18 protein-coding genes are annotated in these 21,304 nt (G+C 60.2%); 15 read left to right on the forward strand and 3 right to left on the reverse strand.

The window, feature by feature from the left end:
* Window positions 1-5 precede the first annotated feature (5 nt).
* The 15 genes from FHX08_RS27470 (at window position 6) to FHX08_RS27540 (ending at window position 17,372) form a co-directional block, all read left to right on the forward strand.
* Window positions 6-1,016, forward strand: coding sequence for a GlxA family transcriptional regulator (locus FHX08_RS27470; protein ID WP_184328015.1), 1,011 nt, complete (start codon window positions 6-8; stop codon window positions 1,014-1,016).
* Window positions 1,017-1,197: 181 nt separating this feature from the next.
* Window positions 1,198-2,877, forward strand: coding sequence for an ABC transporter substrate-binding protein (locus FHX08_RS27475; RefSeq protein WP_210288403.1), 1,680 nt, complete (start codon window positions 1,198-1,200; stop codon window positions 2,875-2,877).
* Between the two features lie 69 nt (window positions 2,878-2,946).
* Window positions 2,947-3,960: an ABC transporter permease gene (locus FHX08_RS27480; RefSeq protein ID WP_184328017.1), complete on the forward strand. Its 1,014-nt coding sequence runs from the start codon at window positions 2,947-2,949 to the stop codon at window positions 3,958-3,960.
* Window positions 3,961-3,963: 3 nt separating this feature from the next.
* Window positions 3,964-4,839 (forward strand): ABC transporter permease, encoded by an 876-nt coding sequence (locus FHX08_RS27485; RefSeq protein ID WP_184328018.1) that lies wholly within the window; start codon window positions 3,964-3,966, stop codon window positions 4,837-4,839.
* Entirely contained in the window at window positions 4,836-6,929 is a 2,094-nt protein-coding gene (locus FHX08_RS27490) for an ABC transporter ATP-binding protein (RefSeq protein WP_184328019.1), read from the forward strand. The genes FHX08_RS27485 and FHX08_RS27490 overlap by 4 nt, the downstream gene beginning before the upstream one ends.
* 3 nt (window positions 6,930-6,932) lie before the next feature.
* Window positions 6,933-8,189 carry an MFS transporter gene (locus FHX08_RS27495; protein WP_184328020.1) on the forward strand — a complete coding sequence of 419 codons (1,257 nt, stop codon included), beginning with the start codon at window positions 6,933-6,935 and terminating at the stop codon, window positions 8,187-8,189.
* On the forward strand, window positions 8,186-9,619 hold the full coding sequence (gene hydA / locus FHX08_RS27500) for a dihydropyrimidinase (RefSeq protein WP_184328021.1): 1,434 nt from the start codon (window positions 8,186-8,188) through the stop codon (window positions 9,617-9,619). The genes FHX08_RS27495 and hydA overlap by 4 nt, the downstream gene beginning before the upstream one ends.
* Window positions 9,616-10,377, forward strand: a complete 762-nt coding sequence (locus FHX08_RS27505) for an SDR family NAD(P)-dependent oxidoreductase (RefSeq protein WP_184328022.1) — start codon at window positions 9,616-9,618, stop codon at window positions 10,375-10,377. The genes hydA and FHX08_RS27505 overlap by 4 nt, the downstream gene beginning before the upstream one ends.
* Before the next feature lie 31 nt (window positions 10,378-10,408).
* A complete protein-coding gene (locus FHX08_RS27510; protein WP_184328023.1) occupies window positions 10,409-11,446 on the forward strand; it encodes an NAD-dependent epimerase/dehydratase family protein in 1,038 nt (345 codons plus the stop codon).
* Complete coding sequence (locus tag FHX08_RS27515) at window positions 11,446-12,354, forward strand: allantoinase PuuE (protein ID WP_184328024.1); 909 nt, start codon at window positions 11,446-11,448, stop codon at window positions 12,352-12,354. Before FHX08_RS27510 ends, FHX08_RS27515 begins: the two co-directional genes overlap by 1 nt.
* Window positions 12,347-14,032 carry a thiamine pyrophosphate-requiring protein gene (locus FHX08_RS27520; RefSeq protein WP_132658535.1) on the forward strand — a complete coding sequence of 562 codons (1,686 nt, stop codon included), beginning with the start codon at window positions 12,347-12,349 and terminating at the stop codon, window positions 14,030-14,032. Before FHX08_RS27515 ends, FHX08_RS27520 begins: the two co-directional genes overlap by 8 nt.
* Before the next feature lie 15 nt (window positions 14,033-14,047).
* The gene (locus FHX08_RS27525) at window positions 14,048-15,382 is read left to right on the forward strand and encodes a dihydroorotase family protein (RefSeq protein ID WP_184328025.1); all 1,335 of its coding nucleotides are present in this window, start codon (window positions 14,048-14,050) and stop codon (window positions 15,380-15,382) included.
* Window positions 15,383-15,392: 10 nt separating this feature from the next.
* Entirely contained in the window at window positions 15,393-16,166 is a 774-nt protein-coding gene (locus tag FHX08_RS27530; protein WP_184328026.1) for an SDR family NAD(P)-dependent oxidoreductase, read from the forward strand.
* 44 nt (window positions 16,167-16,210) lie between these two features.
* A complete protein-coding gene (locus FHX08_RS27535) occupies window positions 16,211-16,996 on the forward strand; it encodes an SDR family oxidoreductase (RefSeq protein ID WP_132658532.1) in 786 nt (261 codons plus the stop codon).
* Window positions 16,997-17,003: 7 nt separating this feature from the next.
* The gene (locus FHX08_RS27540; RefSeq protein ID WP_132658531.1) at window positions 17,004-17,372 is read left to right on the forward strand and encodes a cupin domain-containing protein; all 369 of its coding nucleotides are present in this window, start codon (window positions 17,004-17,006) and stop codon (window positions 17,370-17,372) included.
* A gap of 232 nt (window positions 17,373-17,604) precedes the next feature.
* Here the strand turns inward: FHX08_RS27540 and FHX08_RS27545 are convergent, their stop codons facing one another.
* The 3 genes from FHX08_RS27545 to FHX08_RS27555 all read right to left on the reverse strand — a co-directional run bounded on the left by FHX08_RS27545 (window position 17,605) and on the right by FHX08_RS27555 (window position 21,216).
* Window positions 17,605-18,081: a response regulator gene (locus tag FHX08_RS27545; RefSeq protein ID WP_132658530.1), complete on the reverse strand. Its 477-nt coding sequence runs from the start codon at window positions 18,079-18,081 to the stop codon at window positions 17,605-17,607.
* The gene (locus tag FHX08_RS27550) at window positions 18,078-19,202 is read right to left on the reverse strand and encodes a PAS domain-containing protein (RefSeq protein ID WP_132658529.1); all 1,125 of its coding nucleotides are present in this window, start codon (window positions 19,200-19,202) and stop codon (window positions 18,078-18,080) included. The genes FHX08_RS27545 and FHX08_RS27550 overlap by 4 nt, the downstream gene beginning before the upstream one ends.
* A gap of 238 nt (window positions 19,203-19,440) precedes the next feature.
* On the reverse strand, window positions 19,441-21,216 hold the full coding sequence (locus FHX08_RS27555) for a PAS domain S-box protein (protein ID WP_184328027.1): 1,776 nt from the start codon (window positions 21,214-21,216) through the stop codon (window positions 19,441-19,443).
* Window positions 21,217-21,304: the final 88 nt, after the last annotated feature.

Below are 21,304 nucleotides of genomic sequence, written 5' to 3' on the forward strand. Positions count from 1 at the left end.
CCCTTATGATGGAACAGACCTATACACTGAAGCAGTTGGCACAGGGCGACCGGCCGATCCGGATCGGCTTCTTCCTGGTGCCGGACTTCCCGCTGATGACCTTTGCCGCAGCACTTGACTCTCTGAGGCAGGGCAATCGGCTGGCCAAGCGAAAAGCCTTCGAATGGCTGATCCTGTCGGCGGATGGTGACCATGTGAAATCCAGCAGCGGATTGGGTTTCGATGCCGACATGGCTGTAGGGCAGGCACCCCGCTGCGATATCGTCATTCTCTGCGCCGGCATAAATTATGCAGACGCCTATGATGCCAACGTCTTTGCCTGGTTAAGGCGTATCCATTCGGAAGGCTGTGTGCTGGGCGCAGTCAGCACGGCCGTCTTCTTCCTGGCAAAGGCGCGATTGTTGGAGGGGCGGCGATGTGCCGTCCATTGGGAGTCGCTGGCAAGCTTTCGAAGCGAGTTCCCGAACTGTCTTGCCACAGACGACATTTTTGCCATCGATGGACGCTTTCTGACCTCGTCAGGCGGCACGGTCACGCTCGACATGATGCTCTACCTGATCTCTGCCATTGAGGGCAGGGAGCTCGCCGCGCTCATCTCCGACCAGTTCAACCACGCCCGCATCAGGCGTCAGGACGACGTCCAGAGGATGTCCCCCGAAGACCGTTTTGGCATCAGGAACGCCAAGCTTGCGTTTGTGGTACGCCGCATGGAGGCAAGTCTCGGCGATCCCCTGGAGATCTCCGATCTTGCCGACAGCGTTGCGCTTTCGCTGCGCCAGCTCGAACGGCTGTTTCACGCCAGTCTCGGTAAAAGTCCCAGTCATTTCTACATCGAGCTGCGCATGGCGCGCGCAAAGGAACTCCTGACGTACACGGATTTGGCGATCGGGAAGATCGCTGAAATCTGCGGTTATCAATCGGCTTCCCACTTCGGCCGCTCGTATCGCACGCGATTTCGCGAAAGCCCTGCAGCCACAAGAAAAGCCGAAAGGCGAAGGGAGGTGTCAACCACGTGAACAATGTCGATCGACGCAGAGAAGACGTCGGGTCGCTGCATGTCACAGAGGTCCATCCTGTTTTAATTTTAACCAAGACGGATGGGTGACGGGCAAAAGCCTGCTGCGACGGTGGCGAGCGAAAGCAGCCAATCGGTCCAACCAACAAGAAAATCGGAACAGTTAAAGCGCCAACTAGGAGATGACCACCGTGGACAAGAAACAGCATTCCTATATTCCGACTCTCGTCGAACAGATGTCCGGCGGCTCGATCGGCCGTCGCGAATTCCTGCGCAAGGCGACGCTGCTCGGCGTCTCGGCAGCAGCTGCCTATTCGCTCGCCGGCATTTCGATGCCAGGTAGTGCCGCCCATGCAGAAGACCTGCCGAAGGGCGGAAACCTGCGCATCGGCATGCGCTGCATGGAAATCAAGGACCCGCATCTGGCAGACTTCGCCGAGAAGTCGAACGTCATCCGTCAGGTCTGCGAATATCTTACCTTCACCGATCGCAACAACATCACGCATCCCTACCTCCTGGAAAAGTGGGAGGTCAGCGACGACCTGAAGACGTGGACGCTCTATGTGCGCAAGGACGTCAAGTGGCGCAAGGGTCGTCCTCTGACAGCAGATGACGTGGTCTGGAACCTGAAGCGCGTGTGCGATCCCGCCATCGGCTCGTCGATGCTTGGGCTCTTTACCGGCTATCTCGTGCAGGAATATGAAACCGGCGAAAAGGACGAGAAGGGCAATCCGAAGAAGTCGAGCAAGCTTTGGGCCGACAACGCCATCGAGAAGGTGGACGACCACACCGTCCGCCTCAACTGCTCTGCGCCGCAGATTGCCGTGCCCGAGCACCTCTACCATTATCCGATGTTCATCATCGATCCGGAAGAAAACGGAGCCTTCGGGGCCGATGCCAACGGCACAGGTCCCTTCGTGATGACCGAATACGTCGTCGGCAAGGGTGCCAAGTACAAGGCCCGCACCGACTATTGGGGCACCGGCCCTTATCTCGACACGTTCGAATATGTCGACCTCGGCGACAATCCGGGTGCGGGTATCGCCGCCATGGCCTCCAAGCAGGTGGATGGTCTGTCGGAAGCCGATGCAGTGCAGATCAACGCGATGAAGAACTTCGCCCATGTCGCCGTCTATCAGGTCGAGACGACGCAGACGGTCGTTGCGCGCATGCATCCCGATATCGAGCAGTTCAAGGACAAGCGTGTGCGTCAGGCGATGCGCTATGCGATCGATCGCGACAAGGTTATCCAGACGGCTCTCCTCGGCGCCGGCATTCCGGCGGAAGATCATCACGTCGCGCCGTCGCATCCTGAATACGCGGCTCTGCCCAAATATCCGCGTGACGTCGAGAAGGCCAAGAAGCTTTTAGCCGATGCCGGCTATCCGGACGGTTTCGAGTTCGACATGACGACGCGCCCGGATCCCATCTGGGAGCTCAATACCGCGCAGGTCCTTGCTGAACAGTTCAAGGACATCGGCGTCAAGGTCAATATCAAGGCCCTGCCGAGCGCCCAATATTGGGAAGTCTGGACAACGTCGCCGTTCAGCCTGACCGCCTGGGGCCACCGGCCGCTGGCAATCATGACGCTGTCGCTTGCCTACCGCTCGAACGCCGCATGGAATGAATCCAACTATTCCAATGCGGATTTCGACAAGCTGCTGACCGAAGCCGAAGGCATTCTCGATCCGAAGGAACGCAGCAAGGTGATGGCGAAGATCGAAGCGATCATGCAGGACGACGGGCCGATCGTTCAGCCCTTCTGGCGTGTTTTCTCGACCGTCATGGACAAGAAGGTCAAGGGCTTCGAGCTCCATCCTTCGCAGTACATCTTCGCGCATCAGTACGCGATCTCGGCTTAACCTTTCGGCTGGTGCCCGACCGCGTCGCGCGGTCGGGCACTTTGCCTGGACATTCGGATTCCTCCGGCTATGGCGAATTTCCTCCTAAAGCGTTTGGTGATGATGGTCGTGACGATGCTTTGTGCTTCGTTTCTCGTCTTTGCCGTCTGCGAGTTCACCCCCGGCAGCGTGGCGCGCAAGTCGCTCGGTCCTTTCGCCACCCAGCAGCAGGTGGACCTTCTGTCGCAAAAACTGAGGGCGAACGATCCCCTGCCGGTTCGTTTCGGCCGCTGGCTCGGCGTACTCGTCGGGGCAATCCCCGATCCTCTTCAGGATCCGACCACCGGGTTGAATTTTACGGATCCCCGCGGCGCCCAGTATTTCGGGAATTTCGGCTATTCAACGCTGAACAAGCTGCCCGTCAACGATGTCATCTGGGATCGCCTCCGCAATACCGCGATCCTGGCGGGACTGGCCTTTCTGCTGATCGTCCCGTTGTCGATCATCTTCGGCATCCTGTCGGGATTGAAGGAAGGCGGCGTGCTAGACCGGACACTATCGGTCATTTGTATCACCTTCACCTCTGTCCCGGAATTTGCCTCAGGGGTCTTCCTCGTCACGCTTTTCGTGATCCTCTGGCCGATACTGCCGGGCACCAGCCCTCTCAACAGCGACGGCGGCTGGGCGGTGCCTTACCAGTTCGTGCTGCCCGTTGCCGTGCTGGTCATCTACGACTTCGGCTACGTGGCGCGCATGATCCGCGTCTCGATGATTGGCGTCATGGAGCGGCCTTACATCCGCACTGCAATTCTTAAAGGCATGAGCACGCGACGCATGGTCCTCGGCCACGCGCTTCGCAATGCGATGATCGCACCCTTTACGGTGCTGCTCTTGCAGATCAACTTTCTGATCAGCGGCGTTGTCGTCACCGAACTCGTCTTTGCCTATCCAGGTTTCGGTCGCCTGATCCTCGATGCAAGCCTGTTCGGCGACATCGCGACCCTCGAAGCTGCAACACTGATCACCGTCGCGATCGCCGTCATCACGCAACTGCTCGGCGACCTCGGCTACATGCTGCTCGATCCACGTATCCGGGTGAAATAGATCATGGCTGTTCACGATAATATCTCAGCAGTCGCCGTCGCGCCGCCAAAGCGGGTAGGGCGGTCGAACTGGGTGCGAATTTTCCACTCTCGCACCGCCGTCGTCGGTCTCTGTCTGGTGCTCCTCTGGGTTCTTGCGGCTCTTCTGGCGCCCATCCTGCCCCTGCCGTCTCCAACCGACTCCGATGTCATGGCGATGAGCAATCCCTATCCCTCGGCGGCCCATTGGCTCGGAACCGATGTCCTTGGTCGCGATGTCCTGTCACGACTGATCTTCGGTGCCCGCACCGTGCTCTCCGTTGCGCCCCTGTCGGTGGCGGTAGCAATGCTGGTCGGCATCATGATGGGCATGATTGCCGGCTACTACGGCGGCTGGATCGATGTCCTCATCAGCCGGTTTTCGGACATCATCCTCGCCTTTCCGGTCCTGGTCATCTACGTCATCCTGATCGCCAATATCGGACCGTCCGTCCTCAATATCGTCATTGCGACCACGATTGCCTCGGCGCCCGGCATCGGACGTATCACTCGCGGCCTGGTGCTTGGTCTCAAACAGCAGGAATATATCTCCGCGGCGAAGCTGCGTGCGGAAAGCACGCTTTACATCATGGTCGTCGAGCTTTTGCCGAACTGCCGCAGTCTGCTGATCGTCGATGCCTGCCTTCGCATCGGCTACACGATCATCACGATCGGTATTCTGGGTTTTCTCGGCCTCGGCCTGCCGCCACCGAACCCGGATTGGGGCGGTATGGTCAAGGAAAGCGTCACCGTCCTGAATGTCTGGCCGCATATGTCCCTCATTCCGTCGGCCGCGCTCGTCAGCCTCGTCCTCGGCTTCAATCTGCTTGCCGACGGCATGCGGGAGGCATGGAAACCATGAACATCATCGCGTCCAGTCTTCAAGGAGCGGCCATGTCAGTCACGCCAGCGATCGATCGTGAACCCGTTCTCGAGATCCGGAATCTGCGCATCGAGTTTCGCGGCAAAAGCGAGACGGTCGTTGCGATCCCGGATCTTTCGTTCAAGGTCATGCCCGGCGAAAGCTATGGCCTGGTCGGAGAATCCGGCTGCGGCAAGAGCACGACGGCCATGGCGATCATGGGCTATCTCGGCAATACCGGTGTGATTGCCGGCGGCAGCATCCGTTTCAACGGCAAGCAATTGGTCAATGCCTCGGCAAAAGAACTGCGCTCCATTCGCGGGCGACAGATCGCGATGGTCTATCAGGACCCGATGAGCGCACTCAACCCGGTCAAAACGATCGGCGCGCAGCTTGCCGAGGTGCCGCTGCTTCATCTGGGAGTCAGCAAGAAGGAAGCCGTGGCGATGGCGGAGGCGATGCTGGCCGACGTTCGCCTGCCGGATCCCGGCGACATGCTGAAGCGCTATCCCCACCAGCTCTCCGGTGGCCAGCAGCAGCGCGTGGTCATCGCCATGGCTTTGCTTGCCAAGCCGTCGCTTCTGCTGCTCGATGAACCGACGACGGGCCTTGACGTGACCGTGGAGGCAGCCGTCATCGATTTGATCGCCGAATTGCGCCAGCGTTACTCGACCAGCCTTCTGTTCATCTCACATAATCTCGGCCTCATCGCCGAAGGCTGTGATCGTCTCGGCATCATGTATTCCGGCGAGATGGTGGAAGAGGGAATAACGGCGGACGTGTTCCGCCTGCCGAAACACCCCTATACGCGCGGGCTCATCGATTGCATTCCCGATATTGCCGGTGACAAGCGCAGTCGCACGCTTGCCGCAATTCCCGGCTCGATCCCGCTGCCGCAGGAAAGGCCGCAGGGCTGTCTTTTCGGGCCCCGCTGTTCCAGTTTCGTCGCCGGCCTCTGCGATCGGCCGCCCGGGCCTCTTCTGGAGCCTGCGGGCGAAGACCATCTGGTACGCTGCGTCCGCTTGCAGGACGTCCACGATGCGCAAGCAATGCCTGCCCCTCCCGAGACGAAGGCGATTGCGAAATCGACTGCAATAACACTCTCCAATGTAAACCGTCTTTATCCGGTCGGTTACCAGAAGACCGTCAAGGCAAACGAAGCCGTCAGCTTTACAGCGGCAAGAGCCGAAATCGTGGCGCTCGTCGGCGAATCTGGCTGCGGGAAATCGACGCTCGCGCGGATAGTGACGGGGCTCGACAAGGCAACGTCGGGTGAAATCCGGATGGCGGGCGAAAACATTGCCGAGCTGCAGGCAAGCGAGCGTCCACGCGAATTGCTGCAGCAGGTTCAGATGATCTTTCAGAACCCCGACAGCACGCTCAATCCCTCGCATTCCGCCGCCTTCTCGATCCGCCGTTCGATCAAGAAGTTCGGCATCCGCAAGGACCGGGCCGGGATCGAGCAGCGCGTCCGTGAATTGCTGGAAATGGTCCGTCTGTCTCCGGCTGTCGCGGACCGAAAGCCGAGCCAGCTTTCCGGTGGCCAAAAACAGCGGATCGCCATCGCGCGCGCCTTTGCAGCCGAACCATCGCTGATCGTCGCGGACGAGCCCGTCTCGGCGTTGGATGTCTCGGTGCAGGCCGCGGTCGTGACGCTTCTCCTCGACATTCAGCGGGAAAAGCACGCGACGATGTTGTTCATCAGCCACGATCTGGCCCTCGTCCGTCATGTCGCCGACAAGGTCGTCGTCATGTATCTCGGCAAGATCATGGAGCAGGGAACAGTCGACGAGGTCTTCAGCGAAGGCGCCCATCCCTATACCGAGGCACTTCTTTCGGCGATCCGCAGCCCGCATCCCGACGAGACGCCGCGCCAGCGCATCCGCCTGTCGGGAGAGACGCCAAGCCCGGTGAGCGTGCCGGCCGGCTGCCGCTTCTCAACGCGATGCCATCGCAAGCTCGGCAGCATTTGCGATACCGTCGCTCCGCCGTTGCGCAAGATGTCCGGGACGCACGAAATTCTGTGCCATATCGATCAGGCGGAGCTTGCCGCACGCCCGTCCGTCCTTGCTCCAGCCGAAAAGGCATAGGCAATGCACGACCCCGAAAGGACGATGGGCGACACTCCGCAAAAGGCCGCAGGCCTTCGTGCAATTCTGCACGTGATGGCGAGCATCTGCATCGTTGCGACCGGAAATTCACTTCTGACGACGGCGATCTCGCTCCAGCTCAGCGATCCCGCACTCGACCCGCACGGGGTCCAGCTGTTGCTGACGGCCTTTCCTATCGGCTTTCTTGCCGGCTGCCTGTCGGCGCGCTTCCTTGTCGTCCGTTTCGGACATGAGCGTTCCTTCCTGCTTGTGGCATCGCTCGCAGGCCTTGGTGCGGGCGGCTATATGCTGACGCAAGCAGCTCCGGTCTGGTTTTGCCTGCGCCTGATAAACGGCTTTTCCATCGCGACCCTTTTCGTCGTGTCGGAAAGCTGGATCAATCTCTATGCCGATCAGAAGAACAGGGGAGCCTATTTCTCCTTCTACATGCTGATGACATCGCTGGCGACGTTGTTTGCGCAGCTGCTGGTCGAACTGGCCGGAGCGAATTCGCCTTATCTGTTTCAGATGGTATTTGGCGTCATCCTGCTCGGCCTGACTTATGCACGATTCGTCGGCGGACCATGGCCCGCCTTGCGGCTGCCACTGACGGTGACGGTCGAGGCCGGCATCGCCCATTCCGGGAATCGATACGGCATTTGGCGGCTCGCCGCCCTGGCGCCGGTGACGGTCATCTGCGTCTTTCAGGCGGGCATGACGAATATGAACGTCTACACGATGACGCCGATCTATGCGGAGCGGATGCACCTGGACGCAACCGTCGCCGTGACGCTGGTGACCGCTTTCAGCCTTGGCGGCATGCTTGCCCAGGCACCGGTCGGATGGCTGTCGGATCGCATGGACCGGCGTGTTCTGCTGCTGCTCCAGGGACTGACGGGCGTGGGACTGTGCGCGGCAATTGCCTGGGGTGGAAACTCTCCGCAGCCGGTGCTTTACGGCCTGTTCTTCGCCTATGGCGCCATTGCACTGACGATTTATCCGATCGGCATCGCCTATGCGAATTCGCAGCTCGACAGCCGGCATATGGTCTCGGCGTCGGGCAGCCTGCTGCTCCTCTATTCGATCGGCAACATCATGACACCTGGGCTTGCCGCGCAGCTCATGGAGCTGTTTGCACCGCAGGCGCTCTTTCTCCTCCTTGGGAGCGGCGCCTTTCTGGTTGCCGCCGCTGCCTGCTTCAATCTGCGTCGTCCGATCGGCGCTACCAAACCATGCCTCGTGCCCGGAGGAAGCGAATGACGTCCACAAAGCCCTATGATCTCGTGATCCGTGGTGGTCGCGTGGTGCTGCCGGATGCGACCAGGCGGGTCGATATCGGCGTTCGCGACGGCGTGATAGCGGCGCTGGCGCTGGACCTGCCCGAGGGAAAACAGGAAGTCGCGGCCGAGGGGCGTATCGTGCTGCCGGGCGGCGTCGACAGCCATTGCCACATGGACCAGCAGCCTTGGGAAGGCAAAGCGACGGCGGACGATTTCAACACCGGCACCTTGTCGGCATTGTGCGGCGGCACGACGACAGTCGTGCCCTTCGCCATGCAGATGCGCGGGCAGTCACTGCGCGAAATCGTCGATGACTACCATGAGCGAGCGCGTTCGAAGGCGCGGATCGACTATGGCTTTCATCTCATCGTCGGCGACCCGTCGGCAGAGGTTCTGCGCGACGAAATCCCCGGTCTGATCGCCGAGGGCTGCACATCGATCAAGATCTATCTAACCTATGACGGACTGAAGCTTGATGACTACGAGGTCTTGAATGTGCTCGACCTTGCCCGCGCCCAAGGCGCAATGGTCATGGTCCATGCGGAAAACGATGCTTGCATTCGATGGCTGACCGAAAAGTTCATCGCCGCGCGCAAGACCGAGCTGCGCTACCACGAAAAGGCGCATTCGGCGATCGGTGATCGCGAGGCAACCTTCCGCGCCATCAGCCTTTCGGAACTGATCGAGACACCGATCCTCGTCAGCCACGTCGCCGCCGGTGGGGCTGTCGAGGAGATTCGCCGCGCCAAGGCGCGCGGGCTGCCGATTTATGCCGAGACCTGCCCGCAATATCTTTTTCTTTCCGCTGACGATATCGACACCCATGATCTGTCCGGCTCCAAATGCGTCTGCACACCGCCGCCGCGCGACAAGTCCAACCAGCCGGCAATCTGGGCCGGCATCCTCGACGGAACGCTCGAAGTCTTCACCTCCGACCATTCGCCCTGGCACTATGCCGACAAGATCGCCGGCGGTCCCGGGACGCCCTTCCATCGCATTCCCAACGGGATACCCGGTATCGAAACACGGCTTGCCCTGCTGTTTTCCGCCGCCGTGAATGGCGGGCTGATATCGCTGCAGAAATTTGCGGACCTGACTGCCGGTGCGCCGGCGCGGCTGTTTGGCCTCCATCCCCGGAAGGGACGCATTGCGGTTGGCGCAGACGCCGATATCGCGATCTGGGATCCGGATCGCAGCGTCACCGTCACCAATTCTCTGCTGCATCACGCGACCGATTACACGCCCTATGAGGGCCAAGTCGTGAAAGGCTGGCCGATCATGACGATCTCACGTGGCGACATCGTCTGGGACGACGGGAAGATCATGGCCGAACCCGGCCGTGGCCGGTTCCTCGCCAGAGAGCGGCCCTTCCCGCCACAGCAGGGTCTTTCGAAGGTTCTCGCATCATGAGCGCGATGACGTCACGCCTTGATGGCAAGGTGGTCTTTCTGACCGGTGCCGCGAGCGGTATCGGTGCGGCAATCGCGCGACGTTGCACCGATGAAAATGCCGCTGTGGTCTGTGCGGATCAATCGCTCGATGGTGCCGCCGCGCTAGCCCGGTCGCTTGGCCCCCAGGCATTCGCCGTCCGCTGCGATGTGACGGATAGTGCGTCGGTCCAGGACGCCGTCGATCAAGGCTTGAGGCATTTCGGTCGCCTGGACGGTCTCGTGCACAATGCAGCAGCGCCCGCCTTGGACGCCAGCGTCCTCGACCTGCCCGAGCAGCAATGGCGGCTGGAGGTCGACGTGATTCTGACGGGCGCCTTCCTTGCGAGCAAATATGCGCTTGCGCCGATGCTTGCGGGCGGCGGCGGATCGATCGTTTTCATCGCATCGCAGTTCGCGCATGTAGCGACCGGCAAGGCCGTCGCTTACTGTGCCGCAAAGGCCGGCCTTGTTCACCTCGCCAAGGCCATGGCCGTCGACCACGCCGGCGATGGCGTCCGTGTCAACAGTCTGTCGCCAGGTGCCGTCGCAACCCCGAGGCTTCTGCAGCGGTGGCCCGATCTCGACGCGGCGAATGCCGCGCTGGGGCCTGACCATCTGCTTGGTCGCATCGGCAAGCCGCAAGAGATAGCCGCTGCCGCTGCCTTCCTCCTGTCGGCGGATGCCTCCTTCATCACAGGCACCGACCTTCTTGTTGACGGCGGCTACGCGACGCGCTGATCCCTGTATCGAAATCTTGGATGGATTTGAAATGACCCTTCTCGTCACCGGCGCAACCGGCTTCGTCATGAGCGTCCTCGCACGGACGTGGCTCGATCGTGATCCCCTGGCGCGTGTGGTCGTCCTTGATCGTGCCGGCCTGGATGCCATGGCGGAACGTTATTTTGCTCCGGTTCGCGATCGGCTCACTGTGGTGACGGCCGATATCCGAGATCGCAACGCGTGGGAAGCAGCGCTCGACAGCCACGATATCCGCTACGTGGTGCACGGCGCGACTGTCACTCCGATTTCACGTGGCAGTGCTGCAGAGGCAAATCGCCAGCCCGAAGCCGAAGACCCTGCCAGGATCGTCGATGTCAATCTCATGGGCACCGTGCATATGCTCGAATGGCTGCGGACGCGTCCCCTCATTCAACGTCTGGTCTTCGTCAGTTCGGGTTCTGTCTATCGTCATCATGGGCCGGATTGGACGGGCGAACCCCTTCCGGAAGACGGGTATGTCGCACCTCTGACGCTCTACGGGATCTCCAAATTTGCTGCCGAGATGGTTGTCAACCGCTATGCCGATCTCTTCGGTCTGTCGGCCGCCTCCGTCAGGCTCGCCTCGGTCTACGGTCCAATGGATCGGGCCACGGGCAGCCGCAATTTCCTGCATGTGCCAAACCGCATCGCCCATATGGCGCTTGCAGGCGAGGCAATCCGCCCGAACAGCCTGGAGCCTGTCGGCGACTACGTCACCTCGACGGATGTCGCCGATGCGATCATCGCACTCCTCCTCGCGGACAGGCTGCGCTACCGGCACTACAATATCGGCAGCGGAGAGACCTCCACGATCGGCGACATCGTCGGTTGGGCAAGGGAACGCGCGCCTCACCTGCAAGTCGAAGTGAGCCCGGCCGAGAGCGCCAACATCGTCCAGGATGTTTCGCTGAAAGACGGGATGTGGGGCGCCTATGACATTTCCCGCATCGCGTTGGATACGGGCTGGCGGCCGCGCTGCGCCAGGCAGTCCTTCCATGATTACATGGACTGGATCATCGAAAACGAACATGAGAGCGAGGAGAAGTGATGAGCGCAACGGCAAAAGATCAATCGCGCGATTTCGTCGGCTATGGCCCGAACCCACCGGTCGTCACTTGGCCGGGCGGGGCAAGGCTCGCGATCAATCTCGTACTGAACTACGAGGAAGGCGCAGAATACTCCTGGCTCGAGGACGGGCGAAACGACAATTGGGGCGAATACAATATACCCAACAGCCCGCCGCTGCGTGACCTCGGAACGGAAACGCATTTCGAATATGGCAGCCGCGCCGGCGTCTGGCGTCTGGCACGTCTGTTTGACCGATACGACATTCCCGTGACCGTTTCGGCCTGCGCCGTTGCGCTCCAGAAGAACCCTGCCGTCATCGACTGGATGAACGCCCGCGGCCACGATCTCCTCGGCCATGGCCTGCGTTGGAGCGAATATTCAGCCATGCCGCGCCATGAGGAGGAAGAGCAGCTTCACGAGGCGATCGCGCTTTATCAGAAACTCACGGGAAGACGGCCGCTCGGCTGGAACTGCCGCTCCTTTCCAAGCGTCAACACCCGTGACCTGATCGTCAGGGAAGGGGGATTTCTCTATTACTCCGACCCCTGCAACGATGACCTTCCCTATTTCCTCGACCACGAGGGGACGCGGCTTCTCGTCGTGCCATATTCGAAGACGCTGAACGACAGCCGCTATCTGATTGCGCCTGGCTACAGCAATCCGCGCGACTTTGCCGAGGATTGCCGTGCTGCCATCGATTACATGGTTGGGGAAGCCGATGAGACCGGCGGGCGGATGCTGACGATCGGCGTGCACGCTCGCTGGATGGGTCAGCCCAACCGAGCCTCGGGTCTGCGCGATGTGATCGAACACGTCAAGAATACCCCCGGGGCTAGCTTCATGCGCCGGGAGGATATTGCCCGCTACTGGATCGATCATCATGGCTGACGGCACACATGTACTGGCTGAAGGACACTTGCGCGCAGAGACGATGACCGGCGCGGACTATATTGCCGGGGTCCTGAAGGAAGAAGGCGTCAAACAGATCATCGGTTTTCCGGCGAGCGAGCTGTTCGATGCCTCGGCAGCGCTCGACATTCCGCCGCTGATTGCCCGCACGCAGCGGGTTGCCGTCAATATCGCTGAGGGTTACGCGCGGGCAACGGCCGGCAAGGAGCTTGCCGTCGTCACGGTGCAGTACGGTCCGGGAGCCGAAAGCGCATTTTCCGGCATAGCGCAGGCCTTCAACGATCGCGTGCCGATGCTGTTCCTGCCGACCGGCTATCCACGCGGCGCGGAAGCCGTCTCTCCAAATTTCGAATCCCGACGCAATTTCCGTCACATCACGAAGTGGTGCGAGGCGGCAACGCAGGTCGCCCATCTGCCGAAGCTGATGCATGCGGCGATATCGCGGGTGCGAAATGGCCCGCCGGCGCCGGTCCTTCTCGAGTTGCCCGTTGATCTCCTGGCCGAAAAGCTCGATGCCCTGCCGGCCGACCATCGCCGTCCGCGCCGGAGTGTGACCCAAGCCGACGATGGGGAGGTCGCCACACTCGTCGAGACGCTGCTTGCGGCCAAAGAGCCGCTCATACTGGCGGGCCAGGGCGTTCTGTCGGCATCGGCCACGGCTGAACTGGTCGACCTCGCGGAGCTTTTGAAGATTCCGGTCATGACGACGCCGAACGGCAAGAGCGGTTTTCCAGAGGACCATCCGCTGGCACTCGGGACCGCGGGGCGCGCACGTCCGGCGACGGTCGATCATTTTCTGGACAGGGCCGACGTTGTGCTGGCGCTCGGCAGCAGCCTGACGCGATCCTACTACATTCTGCCAATGCCGGACGACAAGGTTATCCTGCAGGTCACGATCGACGAGGCTGATCTCGGCAAGGACTATGCGATCGCGCAAGGGGTGATTGGCGATGTGGGGTCTGTTCTGAAGCAGATGACTGCCCGTATCCGCGAGGCGCATGGGTCGCTCGGCGAGCGGCCTGATCCGGTCGCCGAGATTGCCCGCGTGCGAGCTGCCTTCATGGAAAAATGGATGCCGCTCCTGACATCGCAAAGCCGGCCGATCTCGCCATACCGTGTCGTGTGGGAATTGATGCAGGTGCTCGACCCGGAAACATCGATCGTCACGCATGACGCCGGCAACCCGCGCGATCAGTTCTGCCCCTTTTATGTGGCCACGGCGCCCGGCAGCTATATCGGCTGGGGAAAAACCACCCAGCTTGGCAGTGGTCTCGGTTTCGCCATGGGCGCCAAGCTTGCCCGCCCCGACGCGACGGTCGTCAATCTGATGGGCGAATCCGCCTTCGGCATGGTCGGGATCGACTTCGAGACGGCAATACGATGCAATCTTCCGGTCTTGACGATCGTGCTGCGCAACAACGTGCTCGGCGGTTACGCCAAGAGCATGCCGATCGCCACCAGCAAATATGGAGCAAACCGGCTGAGCGGAAACTACGCCCCGATTGCCGAGGCCCTCGGTGGTCATGGCGAATGCGTGGTCGAACCGGAAATGCTGCGTCCGGGTCTTTTGCGCGCACTGGAAAAGGTCAAGGCGGGGCAGGCGGCACTCGTCGAGGTCGTCACGCATGAAGAGCCGCGACTTGCGGGTCTGTGGTAGGGACGGGAGCCGCGTATGTTCGACACGCTGATCACCGGCGGAACCGTCGTCAATGCGGATCGTGAAAGCCCTGCTGACGTCGGCATTCGCGGTGGAGAAATTGCTGCCCTTCTTGCGCCGGGCGACACCGCTACGGCACGAAGCTTCATCGATGCTCGCGGCAAACAGCTATTGCCTGGTCTGGTCGACGCGCATGTGCATTTGCGCGAACCGGGATTGACGCAGAAGGAAGATTTCGAAAGCGGTACCCATGCCGCCGCCCTTGGCGGGGTGACGACGGTCCTCGATATGCCGACTGACGATCCCTGGACGGCAACCGCTCAGCAATTGTCGGAAAAGATGGCGAGTGCCGCAGGCCGTCTTCATGTCGATGTCGGTTTTCAGGCAGTGCTTTCGAGGAAAATCGATAACCTGGACGACCTGCTGGCCTTGTCGCCGGTTTCTCTCGAGCTGTTCACGGCCGACGTGCCCGTCGACTACCGTTTCGACACGATGGATGCTGTAACCGAGATGCTGCGCCGTGTTGCGGGCGCCGGCCCGGTGATAGGAGTTTCTCCCGGCGAGCAATCGATCCTCGAGGGCAGCGCCGGACGCAACCGGGCTGGCGACATCAGGGCATTTCTGGAAAGCAGACCGCCGCTTGCTGAAGCTGGGGGGATTGCGCGGGCGGTGCTGGCTGCAGCCGAGACCGGCGCGCGCGTGCATGTACGCCAGGTGAATTCCAAGCTTGGCGTAGAGACGTGGCGCCGCTTTCGTGGAATGGCGGATGTCACCGTCGAAACGACACCGCAGAACCTGTTTTTCACCTCTGAAGATTACGAGACTGCGGGCGCCAGACTCAAGGGATCGCCTCCCTTCCGCAGCCGTGACGATGTCGTGGCTTTGCGCAATGCGGTCTCTGAAGGACTGATTGCCATCATGGCGACGGACCATGCACCCCATAGCCCGCTAGAGAAATCCCTTCCCCATGACGTCTTTGCCGACATTCCGGGCGGCATGCCCGGTCTCCAGACGCTGCTCCCTGTTATGCTGGATCTCGTGGCGGAAAAGCTTATGACCCTTCAGGATCTGGTCCGCATCTGCTCTCGCAACCCCGCGCTTCGCTTTGGGCTGGGGCGCGCCAAGGGTGCCATCGCGGTTGGTCGTGACGCTGACATTCTGCTTATCGATATGACCCGTTCCACTGATATCACCGACATCACTCAGGTCTCTCGCGCAGCCTATACCCCTTTTCATGGCAAGCGCACGCCCGGCAGGCTGACGGACGTGTTTCTGCGTGGTGAACGCATCGTCGCAGACGGAGCACTTATTGCCTCGCGCCGCGGCCGAGTTGTCCGCAGCCTCGCTTGAAGGAATTCCAATGCCTATGCTCGATGATAAAATTGCAATTGTGACCGGTGCCAGTTCAGGTCTCGGACGCGCGATCGCACTTCGCTATGCCGAAGAGGGCGCAACCGTCGTCATTGCCGACCTATCCGAGGCTCCGATCGAGGGAGGCGATACTACGCGTGCCCTTATTGTCGCGGCGGGCGGAAGCGGTCTGTTCGTCAAGACCGATATCGCTAGCTGGGCGGACGTCGATGCGCTTGTCTCCCAGACAGTAAAAGAGTTCGGTCGCCTCGACATCATGGTCAACAACGCCGCGATATACACTTCGACCAATCTTCTCGATACCTCCCCGCAACAATGGGATCGGGTTATGTCGGTCAACGTTACGGGCTTCTTCTACTGTTGCAAACGCGCGGTAACGCAGTTCCTGACACAGGAGCCTGAGGGCGAGGCGCGGGGCCGGATCATCAACGTCTCCTCGCAGCACGGCATGGTGGCTTGCCCAGGCGATTTTCCCTACGGCGTCAGCAAAGGAGCAATCGTACAGATGACCCGGCAGATCGCGGTCGATCACGCCGCCGATATGATCCTCTGCAACGCGATCGCACCCGGCAAGATCATCACCGGCAAGCCGGGCGTCGCCAATGATCCCGACGCCCTCGACTATTCGCGACGGCGTACGCCCTGGCCGCGTCTTGGAGAACCCCGCGATGTCGCGGGTGCGGCCCTTTTCCTTGCCAGCGATATGGCGAGCTACATCACCGGCGTCAACCTGATGGTCGATGGCGGCTGGATGGCCGGCTGATCTGACGCCGGACAAAAATCGACAACAACAGAAAGGAACAGACCATGGATCTGGGATTGAATGGTAAAACGGCTCTCGTATTGGGGGCTGGCGGAGGACTTGGCGGTGCGATCGCCAAAACGCTCGCTTCAGAGGGTGCGCAGATTGCGGTCGCTGACATTAACAAGGAAGCGGCCGAAAAGACGGTTTCCGATATAAGCACAGCCGGCGGTTCGGGTATGGCCGTGGAATGGGACCTTGCCAACCTTGACGCGATCGCCCCTAATCTCGCCGCCATCGAAAATCAACTCGGCTCGGTCGATGTCCTCGTCAATATCACCGGCGGACCGCCGCCGACGCTGGTCTCCGGTCAAAGCGCTGACAGCTGGCGCAAGTATTTCGACAGCATGGTGCTCTCGGTCATCGCCATCAGCGACGCTGTTCTTCCTAAGATGCGGGAGAGGAAGTGGGGCCGCATTATCACGTCGACATCATCGGGTGTCGTCGCACCCATTCCCAACCTCGGGCTTTCGAATTCACTTCGCATGTCGCTCCTCGGCTGGTCGAAAACGCTGGCAGGCGAGGTGGGCCGTGACGGCGTGACGGTCAACGTCGTCCTTCCGGGCCGTGTCGCAACCCAACGCATCACATACCTCGACGAGCAGAAAGCCAAGCGTGAAGGCAAGTCCGTAGAAGACGTTTCAGCAGCCAGCACAGCCTCGATCCCCGTTGGTCGCTACGGTGATCCGCAGGAATACGCCGATGTCGTCGCCTTCATGGCGAGCAGCAGGGCATCCTATCTCACCGGCTCGCTAATCCGCGTTGATGGCGGGCTGATTGCGAGCGTATGAGGTAGACATGCTGATTGATTGGAAGACATTGCCGGCTGTTGCCGGCATGCGGGCAGGCTCCTCCCGCAAGGGAATCTGCGCCGATAAGATCTCGGCCGTGCGTATTGAAACGGCGGCAGACGCTGCTTTCGATGGCAAGACACACTCACACGAAAATGAGCAGATCTTGATTATGGTTTCGGGTCTTTGCAAGCTCGTCATCGATGGCAAGAAGCTTGAAGCCAGCGCGGGCGACATGGTTTTCTTTCCGGCAGGCTCGCGACACGCGGCGATCGGAACGGGGCCGGAAGGTTGTGTCTATTATGAGATCTTTGCACCGGCGCGTCCGGACCAGCTTCCCGGGTGGATTGGCTCGTCAGTTCTGAGGTTCGAATAAGAAGAGATTGATCGGGGCGGCCTAAAAGCCGCCCTACGAGTCGCAGATGTTGAGACTTGTTACCCGGTCCGGATCCGCCGATTGCACCGCCAGAAATCGCGGCACAAGTGTTTTCCGGCTGGATTTGAGACTTTGGAAGCCGCCGTTCACGAAAACAGAAGATTTCGATGGTTCCTGCACGGCCGGAGCAAGCGGGATATCCGCTCAGCCAAAAGATTGCTTGCCGCACCGCCTACCGTTCGTTGAGGTTATCCTGAGCTTCCCAGAATGAGGTCGAACTACGTGCGCCTGCAAACACGATGGTCCGAGCGTCGTCGGCGAGCACAAGGCTTGCGGGAGGGGAGATATCTTCCTCACCCATCAGGATCGCTGAGATATAGGCAAGAGCATTCGTCATGCCGTTCATCGTGTAGGGCTTTTCGATGGCGCCGAGGGCGCCCGCGAAGTCCGCGGGGATCTTTTTGATATTACCGCTGACGAACACGTACGGAATGCCTTTGGATGCCAGATCGCGCCCGACCTCGATCCCCGTTGGACCGTCCTGAAGATGAATATCGACAAAAGCGAAATCCGGCCGATGCGCTCGCAGGAGGTCGTCCACCTGCCTGCGGTTCATCGCCACCCCACTCACCTCGTGTCCGGCCATTTCAACCTCGGTTTCAAGCTCCATGGCGAGCAACATCTCATCTTCGACAATCATAACCTTCAATGCGCGCTCTCCTGTGCATCGACGAGCAAAGTGACATCGACCGTTGTCCGATGTCCCTCGATCCGCTTCTCGATTTTCGCGTCGACCTGCTTGGCAGAGGTCTCGAGAAGAATGCGACCGATCTCGGCGGTATCCGCATCGACCTCAACCGGTATGGACGTGTCCTCCACTCTGATTAGGAAATGGCCGTTCAACCGTTTGACGACGACATGGATGTCGCCGCCACCGTCGCTTAAGCCGCGCCGGACGGCGTCGCCGATAAGCTCGTTGACGATCAGCGACAGCGGTGTCGCCTTTACGGCCGGCACATAGAGGGGATGCAGATCAAGCGTCAGTCGGATATCCTTGCGCCCAACAGCTTCGACAAGATCGGTAACGAGTTCCTTCGTGAAATCCGCGACGTCGAAGCGCGAGACGTCCTCCAGCGTGAACAGTTTCCTTTGAACGGTGCTTAAGGCCTCCACGCGGTTTAGCACGGACCTCAAAACGCGCTTCTGCCCTTCGTCCCTAGTCAGCCGGGTCTGGAGTTTTACGATCGACGCCATGGTCAGCAGGTTGTTCTTGACGCGGTGATCGACCTCGTGGACGAGCAGCGACCTGGCTTTGAGTGCAGCCTCCAGTTTCTCGGTGTGCGCGGCGACTTCCTCTTCTGCACGATGACGTGCGGCGGCGAGATCCGCCTCCCGTGATTTCACATTGGTGAAGTCGAGCTGGGAGGCGAAGAAGTAGATAATCTTGTCGTTATCGTCGCGCACGGGAGATAGAAAGAGGGCGTTCCAGAAGGGTTCGCCATCCTTCTTGTAGTTTAAGATATCGATGGCAATATCAGACCCGGCGCTGATTGCGGCGCGAATGCGACCCACCGTTTCCAGGTTCGTCTCCGGGCCTTGAAGGAAGCGGCAGTTTCGACCGACCGCTTCGCTGCTCGAATAGCCGGTCAGCTTTTCGAATGCGGCATTGCAAAAGATGATGGGATTATCGGCCTGATTTGGATCGGTGACAATCATCGGCATACGCGTCGCTTTGAACGCTGCGGCAAAGGGGTCTTCGCGAACGTGGCGGCTAACAAGGCGCTCCCCGGCATCTCGCGCTTCAGCTCGTTTCTGGTCGTTTTCCTGCATAGTGACCTAGTGGTTTCTAGTCTCGGTGTAATGCATTGTGGGTTCTTCGAGTTCCCGCTCCATCCTCGGCGACAGCTTGCCCGACCCCGATGCGCTCCATCGGTGAGAGGGCCGAAAACAGTTAGGCTGGAGAATTTCCCCTTCCAGGATCCACACAGCATGCGGCGATCGGCGAAAATTGGGCGCTTGCGGAGAAAAGACGGGAGACGCGAGCATGACAGAAATGGCCGAAGACCAGCTATCGTCGCTCCGGTGCTGCGTCCGGATCCAAGATCGCCTCGATCTCGCAGATGACACCGGCAGGATCGTAGTTGATTGTCGAACGGCCATTCAGCTCGGCTGCCAGAAGCCTCTCGACCAGACGCGAACCAAAGCCTTTCCGGGACGGCGGTTGTACTGTCGGGCCATCCCGCTCGACCCATCTGAACCGCAGCCTCGTGATGGCCTCCTCATAGCTCCAGGAGATCGAGACCCTCCCTTGAGCGACAGACAATGCGCCATATTTTGCGGCGTTCGTTGCAAGCTCATGGATGGCGAGCGAAAACGAGAGAACGGCCTTCTGGGGCAACAGCACAGCGCAGCCCTCGATGTCGAAGCGCTCAGGAGGGTAGGGTTCCAGCACCTGGCTGACTAACTCTCCCAAGTCAGCGCGTTGCCAGTCGCGATGCGTGAGCAGATCGTGTGCCTTCGCCATCGAAATGAGGCGATCCTGGAATGCGCTCACTTGGTTCCGATCCGTTCCCTCTCGATCCAGGGTCTGTCTCGCAATAGCAATGACAGTGGAGAACGTATTCTTGACCCGGTGATTGAGCTCGCTGGTCAGCACCGTTTGAAGACGTTCGGCCTCCTTTCGGGCCGTGATGTCATGGGCCACCTTGGAAGCGCCGATCGTTCTTCCATTGCTGTCGTAGATCGGGGACACGCTGAGCTGGACGTCTACCAGGCCGCCATCCTTCCTTCGACGCTGCGTCTCGTAAGGTTCCACGACCTTTCCGGCGCTGACTTGCCGAAGAATTTCGGGCTCCTCGTCACGACGTCCTTCCGGGAGGAGCATCAGGACCGACTTTCCCACCGCCTCGTCTCGAGTGTATCCGTATAGCCTCTCGGCAGCCGCATTCCAGTTGGTGATCGTCATGCCAAGATCGATACTGAGGATGGCGTCGTTGGAGGAAGCGATAATCGACGCAAGCAGGCGCTCCGCTTCCTGGGCGCTCTTCCTGGCCGAGATGTCAATGGCGATGAAGCCTACCTGCCGGATTGAACCATCGTCATCTGTGAGGGCAGAGACCGAGACAGCCGTCCATACGATACTTCCGTCTTTCCGCACGCATCTCTTTTCCATATCGAAGGGTTCGCCGGTCTCGGCAAGGTGCATGAAAAGCCGTTCAGCTTCCTGACGGTCGTCCGGAAACGTCAAGTCCTGAAAACGGATGCCCACAAGCTCCTCCCGCTGATAGCCGAGCATCTCGCAGAAGCGCTGGTTGACGAGCGTCATCCGGCCCTGAAGGTCGGTCTGGCCGATACCTGCGGCGGACTGGGAAAATAGCGCCCGCAGACGTTCCTCGCTCTCCTTGAGCGCTTGCTGCGAACGCACTCTTTCTGTCGTCTCGTTGACGATGCAGAACACCCCGCGGACGCTACCGGTTTCGTCTTTGATCGGCGAATAGGAAATGTCGAAATAGACGGTTTCGGGATGTCCGTGGCGCTCGATGTAAAACTGTCGATCCCTGGCGGAAACCGTTTCGCCACCATGAAGGACGCGATCCAACAAAGGCTTAAGGTCATCCCAGAGCTCGCCCCAGTTCTCCTTTGCCGGTCTTCCGAATGCACGCGGATGCCTGAGGCCGATCGTGGGAGCGTAGGCGTCGTTATAAAGGGCTGCATACTGGTCGCCCCAGAACATCACGATCTGTGCATGTGAAGGAAGCATGATGTCCACGGCGGACTTCAGACAATCAGGCCATTCCGACGGCGGTCCCACGACGGAGTCGTCCCAGAGCCCCCGCTCGATCATGTCCGCTATTCCGGCACACGCGGTTTCATTGTTCAATTCGATTGCAGACACTCTATCGACCCTATGGAAACAGATGTGAAGTTAAGCC

The sequence above is a fragment of the Rhizobium sp. BK529 genome (genome assembly GCF_014194105.1).
GTDB lineage: Bacteria > Pseudomonadota > Alphaproteobacteria > Rhizobiales > Rhizobiaceae > Rhizobium.